7 protein-coding genes are annotated in these 12,195 nt (G+C 63.9%); all 7 read right to left on the bottom strand.

Annotation, left to right across the window (positions count from 1 at the left end):
* Positions 1-13: 13 nt before the first annotated feature.
* The 7 genes from OSH05_RS04810 to OSH05_RS04780 all read right to left on the bottom strand — a co-directional run bounded on the left by OSH05_RS04810 (position 14) and on the right by OSH05_RS04780 (position 12,175).
* On the bottom strand, positions 14-865 hold the full coding sequence (locus OSH05_RS04810) for an oxidoreductase (protein WP_104217322.1): 852 nt from the start codon (positions 863-865) through the stop codon (positions 14-16).
* 251 nt (positions 866-1,116) lie between these two features.
* Positions 1,117-1,707 carry a class I SAM-dependent methyltransferase gene (locus tag OSH05_RS04805; RefSeq protein ID WP_207778699.1) on the bottom strand — a complete coding sequence of 197 codons (591 nt, stop codon included), beginning with the start codon at positions 1,705-1,707 and terminating at the stop codon, positions 1,117-1,119.
* A gap of 170 nt (positions 1,708-1,877) precedes the next feature.
* Positions 1,878-2,342, bottom strand: a complete 465-nt coding sequence (locus tag OSH05_RS04800; RefSeq protein WP_104217323.1) for a DUF2147 domain-containing protein — start codon at positions 2,340-2,342, stop codon at positions 1,878-1,880.
* A 56-nt stretch (positions 2,343-2,398) separates the two neighbouring features.
* Entirely contained in the window at positions 2,399-3,250 is an 852-nt protein-coding gene (locus tag OSH05_RS04795) for an SDR family oxidoreductase (RefSeq protein ID WP_104217324.1), read from the bottom strand.
* A gap of 319 nt (positions 3,251-3,569) precedes the next feature.
* Positions 3,570-4,256 carry a tyrosine-type recombinase/integrase gene (locus tag OSH05_RS04790; protein WP_104217325.1) on the bottom strand — a complete coding sequence of 229 codons (687 nt, stop codon included), beginning with the start codon at positions 4,254-4,256 and terminating at the stop codon, positions 3,570-3,572.
* Positions 4,257-4,563: 307 nt separating this feature from the next.
* The gene (locus OSH05_RS04785) at positions 4,564-6,351 is read right to left on the bottom strand and encodes a ShlB/FhaC/HecB family hemolysin secretion/activation protein (protein WP_266352062.1); all 1,788 of its coding nucleotides are present in this window, start codon (positions 6,349-6,351) and stop codon (positions 4,564-4,566) included.
* A 52-nt stretch (positions 6,352-6,403) separates the two neighbouring features.
* Positions 6,404-12,175, bottom strand: a complete 5,772-nt coding sequence (locus OSH05_RS04780) for an MBG domain-containing protein (RefSeq protein ID WP_165801442.1) — start codon at positions 12,173-12,175, stop codon at positions 6,404-6,406.
* Positions 12,176-12,195 lie beyond the last annotated feature (20 nt).

Here is a 12,195-nt window from a genome sequence, read left to right as displayed (position 1 = left end):
AAGGACACTCCGACTAGACTTTCTGGCTCTTCATGGCCTTGGCGATGCCGGTCGCCATCCGCATCATGCCGTCGAAGGCGCGATCGGACAGGATGCCGCGCATGAAGATCATGGGCTTGGCCCCAAAGCCGATCGCATAGCGGGTCTTGGGCTTTGGCGCAGTCACCGCCTTTGCGATCGTGTCGGCGATGATTTGCGGCGGAGACTGGCGCTTGACGCTGGCTTCGCCGATCATGGATTGCGCCATGGCATTGGCCTGCACGGCGTAAGGGCCGTGACCGGACGTTTGTTTCAGTTTGTCGGCGGCAATGCCGGCCCATTCGGTCTTGATACCGCCGGGTTCGATCACGACGACATCGATGCCGAAAGGCTGTACTTCCATGCGCAGGCAATCGCTGATCGCCTCCAACGCAAACTTCGTGCCGTGATACCAGGCGCCGAGCGGCGTATGGATCTTGCCGCCCATCGAGGTGATGTTGACGATCGTGCCCGAGCGCTGCGCCCGCATATGCGGCAGGGCAAGCTGGATCAGCCGCACCGCACCGAAGACGTTGACGTCGAACTGGGCGCGCGCCTCTTCCATCGGCACGTCTTCGACGGCACCGTAGGAGCCGTAGCCGGCATTGTTGACGAGAACGTCGATGCGGCCCGCCTCGGCAATGATCGTGTCGATCCCGGCCTGCATGGAGGCGTCATCGGTGACGTCCATCGCGAGGATCCGGATATCGGACTTCGTCAAATGCTGCATCCGGTCGACGCGGCGGGCCGCGCCATAGACTGTGTAGCCAAGCTCCTTGAGCTTGAGCGCGGTGGCTTCACCGATACCCGACGAAGCGCCGGTGACGAGTGCAACTTTGGTGGCCATGTGCGTCGTTCCTTCTGTTTGAACCGATTGCTTTTGCCGCCGTGCCAAGGCGGTAATGTCTTCTGGACATCAAATAGCGAAGACGACACGCCATCACATTGGCGCAGTATGCCACAAAACTTGCTCATTGCGCCAAGATATTGACGGGAAGCACTCGCTCTGCGGCGCGCATTAAGGTGCCTGTCAGCGAATGCTGTCTCATAGAGCCATTATCGAGCGCAGAAACGGCGATAGCCGAGCGGGCGACACCGTTAGCCAAGTGTCGCAGCAGGGAGCAGAGCGCTCAGAGGAGCGCGGCGGACAATACGATAGACCGCGGCAGGCGGCACGTTCTGCATGGTCTTACCGACGAAGCTCGCCTTGAGGCCGAGCCGATCGAGGATCGGGCGTGATACAGGGCAGCGCGGGCCGTAGGTGAACTGATAGAATGCGCCTCCGGCTCGCAGATGCCAGAACGATCCCGCAAGGATTGCCATGACTTTACGAGGCGGCATGCTGAGAAGCGGCAATCCGCTTACCACGGCGCCGACCATCTGCGGTTCGTCGAAGCTGACGCCTTTAAGTCGGGCTGCATCCATCTGGATCACTCGTGCACCGGGAAATCGCGAACCGAGGAGATCGGTAAATGCGGAGCCGTACTCGATCAGCGTGAGGTCGTGCGGCGCCACGCCACGTCCCAGAAGGGCACGGGTAAAAACTCCCGTTCCAGGGCCAAGTTCGATCACCGGCCCGGTCGAGGGGCCGATCTCACGGGTCATCAGATCGGTGAGCGCGCGGCCCGACGGCGCAATGGCGGCCACTTGAAGCGGCTTTGCCGCCCAGGACTTGAGAAACGTCAGCATATCGCTTTGCAAATAGGTCTCCGGCGGGTTGGAATAGGGTGCGCAAGTGGACGCCTCCCAAACTCGCAGTGATGCAGTCACTTGATTGGAAGCGGCGATCCGCTTCGGCTTCCAGGTAAAATGGCCCGCCGCCGCCACGTTAGCCGTGGCGGCGTGGGGACAGCGTGGCTTCAAAAGCGGTGAAACTCTCTGGTCTGCCCCAGAAGCGAAATACCGAGATAGCCTCTGAGCAACATTTTGTTGCCCTTCATCTCGACGTTGCAGCGATAGGTCCTTCCAGACGAGGCGTCATAAAGCGAGCCTCCGGTCCATTCGCCATTATCCCAACGCAGTCCTTGGATGAATACGATGTTTTCGAGCGAACGGCTTCGCAGGGCAGGATAAGGGTTCTTGGCGTCTCTCTTGAAGGTCGTATTGTCGCCTTCCATGATCTGGTTCCCGAAGAGAAGGTGCGCCTGAAACTCTGCTCCCGCTTTGAACATCTCGAGCTTTACGCTGCCGTCATCTGCCGCCCACTTGCCAAGTACGGCTTCTTGCTGTGTCTGCTGAGCGAACGTGGAGCCAGCCATGGCCAAGCTTGTCATGGCCAACGCCGCGAGAAGCAGCGATCGGCGGGATGCCGTCAATGTATGCATTCTAGTAATCCTCGGTACTTGGCCGTATGGCGTGAATGTTTCTGGTCGATCGGCTCTTACAGCGCCGCAATGGCATGCTGTTTGCCGTTGCCTTGAGCGGCGTTGGATTCGGCCTCCCATGCCTCCCAGGTCGAAAGCCGCGCCGAATAGGCGGCGCGTGCCACCGGCAGACCTTCGGTGCCGAGGAAAAACCGCAATGGCGGGGTTTGCTCATCCACCAGCTTAAGGATGGCTGCGGCCGTCGCACGCGGATCGCCGAATTCCATCTTCGCTCCGGCGGCGAAGGCTTGCTCCCGCAGCGGCGCATAAGCCTCAAGGCCTTCTGAAATCCTGAGGGAGGTTGCGCTGGCAAAGTCCGTGGCGTAAGCGCCGGGCTCGATCAGCGTCACCTTGATGCCGAAGCCTTCGACCTCCTGGGCAAGCGCCTCGTGCATCGCTTCCACCGCCCATTTGGACATGTTGTAGGCGCCTGCGATCGGATTTGCGACGATGCCTGCCACGCTGGAAACGCTGACGATGTGACCGTTCCCCTGCGCCCGTAGATAGGGAAGAGACGCCCGGATGACGCGGAGCATTCCGAACACATTGGTGTCCAGCTCGGCGCGAAGATCCCCTTCATCGATTTCCTCGATCGCACCGACCAATGCATAGCCGGCATTGTTGAGGACAATGTCCAGCCGTCCGAAGTACCGGTGCGCGTCTGCAACGGCTTGCCTGACGCCATCGGCATCGGTGACGTCGAGCGGAAGGGGCAATACGTGATCGCCGAAACGGCTGGCGAGTTCCGAGAGGCTCTCCGTGTTGCGGGCTGTGGCGGCAACCTTGTCGCCACGTTTTAGTGCAGCTTCGGCCCAGATGCGGCCGAAGCCCCTGGACGCACCTGTAATGAACCAGATTTTTTCCGGCATGCTGTTGATCCTTGTTGCTAACAACGCCAACAAGAATGGCAGGCGGACCAGGCGGAAGCATTGGCGCAAGGCGCCGACACTTTTGCGTAAGACGCCAATCGTGGCTTTGGCTCAGCTCGCATCGAGCCAATAGTCGCTCCGGGCACTCCCGCCCTGCAATTGACTGAATGCCATCCCGCAGCGGAGCATGTAGGCTTCGAACCGAGTTAAAGGAGTGCTATAGCGTAAACGTAGTTATCATCTTCACCCGGCGTGGCGCACCATTACTTCGCATCGGACTGCATCCCGTGTTTTGCACTCCGTTTTGCAGAATTCGTTTCTAAGACGTTCTCGAGTCTGGCGATCGCGCTGCCAGCATGGTGCTCGGGCGAGCCAGACATCTATCGAGGATTTCCTGGGCTCGGCGTAGCGTCAAGCCCGTGAACGCGACGATCTCGCCGAGATGGCAGCCCGCCTGAACCAGCATCGTGACCGTCGTGCCGCGGATATCGTGGAAGTGCAGGTCATCGATTCCGGCCGCCCTGCACGTCGCCTTCCATTGCTCCGCAAAATAGCGCTTCTTGAATGCGCGTCCGGTCTTCGTGGTCAGGATCAGCGGGGAGCGCTTGGCCAGTCCCTCCAGCGTCGCCTTGAGGGCGTTTGTGCAGCGAATCGTGATCAGGCGGCCCTCGCGCCCGCCACGCCGCGCCTTGCCCTGCCTCAGTCGGATATGGGTGCCATCATAGGCACTCCACGCGAGGTTCAGGATATCGGCCCGTCGCTGACCCGTGTGCAGCGCCAGGATCAACGCGAGCCGCATCTCCGTCGAAGCTGCGGCCATGAACGCTTCGGCATGCTCGGGAAGCCAGATCTTCTCGGATCGGTCGCCATGATAGGCGCGGTCGAAACTCTCCAGAGCGTTGGAATCGAGTGACCCATCCTTCGCTACCCAAGACAGGAGACAGGAAGGATCGTGATGCGGTTGTCCGCCTCCCTCGGCTTGTCTGCCGAAAAGCCGTCGTGCCACTTCAGCACGTCGCGCCGAAAGGCCTTGTCCTCAAGCGCGGCACGGGGGCAGGTGCCGTATTCATCTTCCCAGAAACGGAAAACGCGACGGTATTCAGCTTCGTGCTTTCAGCGAAGCGTCGCCATTTCGCGATCTGCTCCTCGTCCGAGCGAGCCGAGGCCATGCCTGCCTCAATCGACGAATACAACGCGCGAAGACCACACTCGGCACTCAATGGCATCCCGCCATTCCAACGGCTGAACAACTCTCTTGGAAACGACACCTAAAGCGGGCTGTCGTCGCCCGCTCCTGCGCCATCGCCCATCGTTCAATATGAGACAAACAGTCGGCCCTGGATGTTGATGTCGCCCGCCTTCGTATAGACGGCGTCGGAGAGGGCGACGCCGCCGACGAGGGTGGCGGAGACATTGTTGGCGAGCTGATAGTCGACGCCGAGGCCCGTGCCGGCGAGGTCGAAATCCTGCGTCTGGATTGCGCCGATCGAACTGGCATAGCCATAGGCGCGGCCCCAGCCGACATCGAAGAAGGCGAAGGGCGACAGGAGATCGGTGACGCCCTTGGCTCCGAAGGCCGAGAGCATCGGGAAGGGCAGGTGCAGTTCGTTGCGCCAGACGATGCCGGTATCCGCCGCGCCGTCGTCGAGCGTATAGCCGCGCGTCGCATAGAGGCCGCCGAGCGCCAACTGGTCGGTGTCGGGCAGGCTCTGGCTGGCGATGAGCGCATTGACCTGCGTGACCCAGGAAAGGCCGAGCGGGAGGCGCGTCGTGCGCGTGACGTCGACGGTGCCATAGCCATAATCGACATCGTCGACGCGCCCTGCGCTGAAAGCCGACCAGGCCGCATCGTTGTTGCCGCCCATGACGCCGCCGGGATTGGCATAGACGCGCAGATCGATGGACGTCGCGCCGAGCGCATCGCTGCGCTGAAGAGACCAGCCTAGATTGACCTCGAACAGCTCGGCATCGGCGCCGCCGATATCCTGGCCGTCGAAATAACTGGTGCGCGACAGCGTCGTCGCAGTGGCGCCGACAAGCAGATCGCCGGCATAGACGCCAGGGAGGAGATTGGAGATGGCGGTGCGGTAAGTGACAGGGATCTCGAATGTCGTCTCGTTGAAGTCGAACAGCTCATTCGTGCCCGCCTGCCGCGTCGCGACATAGTTCGGGACGAACTCGAGGCTTTGCCGCGCGCCGGTCGAGATCACGAAGCGTGCCGCCTGGCTGTAATAGTTGGGCTGATCGGCCCCCGAACCGACGCTGCCGGGATCAGTCCAGAGATCCGAGCTGCCGGTCAATTGGTAGGAGACAAAGCTGTCCGACATGCCGGGGATCGCGGCGCCGAAGCCGGCGAAATAGCGATCGAAGCCGGTCGTGTGCGTGCCGGTGTTCGACCAGCCGCCGAAGACCTGCCACGGCTTCTGCTGCGTCACCTCGAGCGTCAGCGTCGAGAGGCCGAGCGCATCGCCCGGCGCGAAGACGCCCGAGACGGAGCGATAGGGGCCGCGGTTCAGCCAGTCGAGATCCTCGTTGAGAGCGTCCGCCGAGATGCGGCCGCCCTGGGCGACGCGGACGCGGTTCAGGATGTCGGCCGTCGCGCTCGCATCGGCGCCGCTGACCTTGACGCCGCCGGAACGGAACTCGATGACGCGCAGCACCAATGTCCCGCCCGTCACCTCCTGCGGCGGCACGGTGACGGAAACGAAGGGATAGCCGGCGGCGCGATAGACCTTGGCGATTGCCGCCTGGATGTCGGAGATGCGCTTGCGCGACAGCGACTTGTTCAGGAATGGCGAAAGCGCGCTGCGCAGCGGCGCGGCGTCGATGCCGCCGATCGCGCCGACGCGCACGCCGCGCACGGCGCCGGGCGGAATCTTCTCCTCCGGACCGATCAGGACGATGCCGGCGATGTCGACGCCGAGCGGGGTATCGTCCGGGCTGCCGGTCAGCGCCTGCGGCGAGATCACGAGGCCACCGCCGCCACCGGAGACGGCGGGCGGGGTATTGCGCTCGAGCGGCGCGCGAGCCTGCGCGGCGGCCGGGAGTGCCGGCAGCGCGAGCAGCAGGCCGAGGCCTGCCAACAGGCTGAGATCTGCCACAGGGGGGCGGGTTGCTCGAGCGCAGGAGAGGAGGTTCCGCATCATCGACCTCCTAATGCGCCGCGAAGCGGAGCCATGGGCTCTGCGGCAGATTCTCGGGAAGGGGCAGGATCGGGCAGTTGCCGGACTCGGCGCCGCCGGGGCAGGGAGCCTCCGTCTCGCCGGTCTGCGCATTGCCGCCGGCCGTGAGCGCGAGGAACTTGGCGCTGAGCAGAGCTTCCCGCCAGTCGTCGATCGGCGGCTCGAAGACCGGCAGCCATTCGCCCGGCGGCAGCGCGGCGGTGACGAGGAGCGTGCCCGGCTCATAGGTGACGGCGTAATTCCCCGAGGCGGCCAGCGAGCCCTGCAGGATCGAATAGGCGCCCGGCTGGGAGGTGAGCGTCGCATCGGTGGCCAACCCGCCGGTGAGCGCATCGCCATTGACCAGACCGAGGCCGCCGATCTCATAGGTCAGCGCCGGATTGGCCACGCGGACGCCACGGCTTTGGTCGTCGGCGGTGATGGTGAGCGGGCGCTGCGTGATCGTCAGCTGGTTGCCGACATAGGTCACAGCGTAGTTGGACGACGCGGCGAGGGAACCCAGTGCGATGGCATAGAAGCCGACATCGGCCGTCGACGAGCCGGCGGTTGTGAGCCCGCCCGAGAGTTGGTCGCCATTGACGAGGCCGAGCCCGCCGATCTGATAGGTGAGGCCGGGCACGGCATTGCCGTAGATCATCGACTGTGCATCCGCCGTGATGGTGAGCGGGCGCTGCGTGATCGACAGCTGGTTGCCGACATAGGTCAGAGCGTAGTTGGACGACGCGGCGAGCGAGCCCTGCGTGATGCCGTAGCCGCCGACATTCGAGGTGGAGGAGCCCGACGTCGCGAGACCGCCGCTGAGCTGGTCGCCATTGACCAGCCCCAGCCCGCCGATCTGATAGGTCAGGCCAGGCACGGCGTTGCTATAGATCATCGTCTGCGCGTCGGCCGTAACCGTCAGCGACCGCTGCATGACCTCGAAGCCGCCATCGACATAGGAAATCACGTAATTGCCGGTCGCCGCGCCGCCGAGCGCGCCACCGGTCGCCGCGGTGATGTAGCCATTGCCGACATTGGAGAGCGAGGTCGCATCGGTCGAGACGCCGACGCCGGTCAGGAGTGCATCGGTCTGGCTGTTTTTCCAGCCGGCGACGGAATAGCCGAGCGCGCCGGGCGCATCGCCATAGATCGCCTGGCCATTGTCGGCGGTGACGGTGAGCGTCGCCGGCTTCACCTCGAAGCTGCCGTTCACATAGGAGAAGGTGTAGTTGCCGGTCGCCGCGCCGCCGAGCGTGCCGCCGCTCGCTGTCGTGATGTAGCTCGTGCTGACATTCGAAAGCGCGTTCGCGTCGGTCGCGACATTGACCCCGGTGAGGAGCGCATCGGTCTGGCTGTTCTTCCAGCCGGAGACGGAATAGTCGATCGCGCCGGGCGCATCGCCATAGATCGCCTGGCCATTGTCGGCGGTGACGGTGAGCGTCGCCGGCTTCACCTCGAAGCTGCCGTTCACATAGGTGATCGTGTAATTGCCGGTCGCAGCACCCCCGAGCGCGCCGCCATTCGCCGTCGTGATGTAGCCCGTACCGACATTGGAGAGCGCCGTAGCACCGGTCGAGACATCGACCCCGGTCAGCAGCGCGTCCGTCTGGCTGTTTTTCCAGCCGGCGACGGAATAGCCGATCGCGCCGGGCGTATCGCCATAGATCGACTGGCCGTTATCGGCGGTGACGGTGAGCGTGGCCGGCGTCACCTCGAAGCCGCCATTCACATAGGTGATCGTGTAGTTGCCGGTTGCGTCACCCAAGAGAACACCACCGGTGGCGGTGGTGAGGTAGCCGCCCACATCGGAAAGCGCCGTAGCACCGGTCGAAACAGCGACACCGGCCAGCAGCGTATCGGTCTGGTTGTTCTTCCAGCCGGAGACGGAATAGCCGAGCGCGGATGGCGTATCGCCATAATCTATCTGGCCATTGTCGGCGGTCACCGTCAGCGTCGCCTTGTCGACGCTGACGGTCGAACCGGCATTATAGGTGAAGACGCGATAGGTGACCCCGCCGGTGCTGGTCTGGCTGGAATTGCCGTTTGCCAGCGTGACAAGCTGGTCGCCGGCCGAGAGCGTCGGGTCGACGGCGATCGAGGTGCCGAGCGGATCGAGGCTGTCGCCGGCCGGGCCGAAGACATAGCTCGATGGCCCGCCGGCGCCCGAAGTCGATGTCACGGTCGCGGTCGAATCGCCATAAGTCGAGCTTGCGGTGGCGGACTTGACCCAGACGACGGGCGTCATGGCATAGAGTTCGGGATAATAGCCGGCGCTCGGCGGCGCCCAGGCCGTGTCGAAATCCCAGCCGGCGGCCGAGGCCAGCGTCATGAAGGAGGCGGTGTCCTGGAACTGCGCCGTCGTCAGGCCGGTGACCCCGGCGACGCCGGCGCAGGCGGTGCCGACCCCGCAGGACTGACCTGTCGCATCGGTGTCCCAGAAATTGCCTGAATAGCTGGTTGCGCCGGTATCAGATCCCACCAGCCCGCCGACCGTATTGAAGCTAGTGACCTGGTTGGCGGCATAGCTGCGTTCGATCTTGACGGAGCCGTACAAGATGCTTCCGACCAAGCCGCCGATATAGATGCCGCCGTCGACCGAGCCCACGGCATAGGAGTCGGCGATGCTGACCGTGCCGCCAGACGTTGCGTAAGTGAAACCAACGAGGCCGCCTGCAAAGCCGCCCGCTTTGATGTCGACATCGGCATAGGATTGCTCGATCTTCACAGTTCCGAGCCTCGCGTACACTTCACCGAAGAACCCTCCGGCCTCGCCGAAATAGGTGTCTAGAGTGCCTGTCACATAGGTCCGTGCGACGGTGAGGTCGCCCCCATCGGCTTTGGCGAAACCGACCAGGCCGCCGATTGTGCGCATGCCGGTGACGTCGATATTGGTCAGCCCCAGATCGAGGATCGTCGCGTTCCCCGCGCGCCCGAACAGGCCGACATTCTCGCTGTCGGGACGGTCGATGGTCAGTCTGTCAATCACATGGCCCTGACCGTCCAGTGTCCCGTAGAACCCGTTGTTCGAATTGACGGCCTCCCCTTGACTGTCGGTCCCGAGCGGCACGAAGCCTCTGGTGCTCCACATGCCGGCGGCGTCGGAGCCATCGGTCGCGCTGGCGTCGACATCGGCGCCGAGCGTATAGGTCGCGCCGAGGTCCAGCGCTATCAGCTGCAGCTGGTGCGCATTGGTGATCGTCGTCTGGTATTCCGAGCGCAGGAACGGGCGGGTCTCGCCGTCGATCATGTACCAGTCATGGGTGAAGTCGAGACTGGCATAGGTCGACTGCTTGTAGCGGTTCGAAGCATCGATGCCGACGACATTGACGGCGGTTCCGTCGCCATCCCCGGCAAAGGCTGCGCCCTGTCCCGTCGAATCGATGTCCCAGTAGCTGTTGCTGATCGAACCGTTGTTCAGTGTGGTGATGCCGCCGGCCATGCCGGATCCCGATACCGCTCCGGAAGCATAGGAAGTGGTGATCGTGCCGCTGTTCAGTCCAACGAGGCCGCCCGCGCCGGCAGAGACACTCGTGACGTTAGCCATCGAATAGGAGTCGGAGATCATGCCTTCATGGTCGTTTGTGCCGACAAGTCCGCCGGTCGACCCTTCGCCCTGCACCGAACCGGAGGCATAGACATCGGTGAGCGTGCCCGCATTGTATCCGACGACAGCGCCGACGGAGTAGGCTGAGCTGCCGACTATGTCGACGTTGGTCACCCCGACATTTCGGATCACCGTGTTCGAATTGGTATAGCCGAACAGGCCGACGAACTGGATGCCGGAGTTGTCGATCGTCAGGCCGTCGATCACGTGCCCCTGGCCGTCGAAGATGCCGGTAAGGCTGGTGCCGAGGGTCGTCCCGATCGGCGCAAAGCCGGCGCCGCCATTCCACGTGGCGGTCGCGCTCGCGTCGATGTCGCGGCCTAGCGCATAATTGGCGTCCAGATTGCTATTGATCGCCTGCAACTGGTCGACATTGTTGACCAGCATATAGGCGGTCAGCGGGACCCCACCGCCCATATCGCCGGAATAGTCGGTCGGGTTCGCATAGCTCGACGGGTTGTAATAGATCGTAGCGCCGCCATAGGTAAACAGATGTGTACCTGTGCCGAACGAGACCGTGCCCGCGCCCGTGCCGGTATTGTCCGCCCGCAGGACCAGCGCCCCACCTCCAGGGCTTGAGATGTTCCAATTGACCACGATGTCGTGATAGGCGGAGAGTTCGAGCGTCGATGAGCTATTCCAGCTGATGACAGCATCGACCGTGATGTCGCCGGCCTGGCTGCCGCCAGAGCCGGTCGTGACCTTGACATTGGCGCCATTCAGCGCCGCGACGAGCGCACCAGCATTGAGCACGCTGTCGTCGGCATTGGCATTGAAGCCGGACATGCCGCTCGAGGCGCTGTTCGAAATCGTCAGATTATAGGGATCGAGCAGCAGCCAGCCGAAGGCGCCGCTCGCGCTGGTGAGATTGACCGTACCGGTGAAATCGAGCACCGCCTTGCCGGAGACCTCCGCGTCGCCGCCGGCGCCGGAGCCCGACCCGGTCGCGACAATCGAGCCACCGAAGTCGGTATATTTGTCCGACCACACGACGACGTTGCCGCCGGCGCCTTCGCTGCCGCTCGCATCGAGGATGGCGCCGCTCTCGACCGTAGTCGTCTTCGCATTAGCGACGGCTTCGGCGAGATATTTGGTGTCGGCATTGGCGCCGCCCTGATAGTCGCCGCCGACCAGGATCACGCCGCCGAGCGCGCCGCTGACATCGAGCTTGGCTGTCGAGAGGATCGAGACGCCCGCGCCGGTGGCGACGATGGTGCCGCCGGCATCGGCTTCGCCGGCCGCGTCGAACATCGCGGCGATCATGACGTCGCCACCCGAGATGCGGATATCGCCGCCGGCCGCCTTGCCCTTACCGGTGATCCGCTTGGCGGAGAGCTTCTGCGTCACGTTCACCGTGCCGCCGTCGCCGGCGGTGAGGAAGATGCGCCCGTCCTTGCTGGCGACGCCGGTCGCCTTGGTGACGCCGCCGGTATTGCCGGCCAGCGCATAGACATTGCCGCCATTGGCGCGCAGCTCGACATTCGCCGCGCGGATGGCGCCCGAGGTGCTCGCCTCGGTGTCGCCGCCGCCGACCTTGACCAGGAACTTGCCGTCGGAGAGCGCCTGGTCGCGCATCAGGACTTCATAGCCGGCGGCGAGCGCTGCCGTGCCGTTCGGCGCGTCGATCGAGCCCTCGTTGACTGCGCGCCGCGCGATCAGCGCCACGTCGCCGCCGAGCGAGCCGATCGCGCCGTAATTGATCACCGCCGCCTGGCTACCGCCCTTGAAGGTCATGGCGCCCTGGGCGTTGAACTCCTCGTCTGACACGTCGAGCGTCGAGGCGATGAAGGAGCCGCCGGTCGAGATGATGCCGCTCGACCCGACGACGATGCCCGAGGGATTGACCAGATAGACGCTGCCCGAGGCCGAGAGCAGGCCGTCGATCTGCGAGGCGGAGAGGCCGGTGACGCGGTTGAGGGTCGCGCCGGATCCATTGGCGAAGGTGACGGAATTGCCGGCGCCGATCGAGAAGCTGTCCCAGTTCAGGATCGCCGTCGGCGAGGATTGGTCGATCCGCAGGCTGGACGCCGAGGGCGAGGCGATCGAAGCATTGCCCGAGACGACGGAGCCGCCCGTCGGAAGCGCTCCGTCGGCGAGGCTCAAGGCGGGCTGCACCATCGATCCCAGCCATGCCGTGCCGGCGAGAAGCGCGGCCCGCATCGGCCCCGGCTCCTTTCGGT

It is taken from the genome of Kaistia algarum (assembly GCF_026343945.1).
GTDB lineage: Bacteria > Pseudomonadota > Alphaproteobacteria > Rhizobiales > Kaistiaceae > Kaistia > Kaistia algarum.
This window is presented reverse-complemented; position numbering and strand designations above follow the sequence as displayed.

What these genes read in the sequence shown, in the direction of transcription:
- OSH05_RS04810 (WP_104217322.1), bottom strand. Translation starts at nt 865, where the DNA reads ATGGCCACCAAAGTTGCACTCGTCACCGGCGCTTCGTCGGGTATCGGT.
- OSH05_RS04805 (WP_207778699.1), bottom strand. Translation starts at nt 1,707, where the DNA reads ATGCTGACGTTTCTCAAGTCCTGGGCGGCAAAGCCGCTTCAAGTGGCC.
- OSH05_RS04800 (WP_104217323.1), bottom strand. Translation starts at nt 2,342, where the DNA reads ATGCATACATTGACGGCATCCCGCCGATCGCTGCTTCTCGCGGCGTTG.
- OSH05_RS04795 (WP_104217324.1), bottom strand. Translation starts at nt 3,250, where the DNA reads ATGCCGGAAAAAATCTGGTTCATTACAGGTGCGTCCAGGGGCTTCGGC.
- OSH05_RS04780 (WP_165801442.1), bottom strand. Translation starts at nt 12,175, where the DNA reads ATGCGGGCCGCGCTTCTCGCCGGCACGGCATGGCTGGGATCGATGGTG.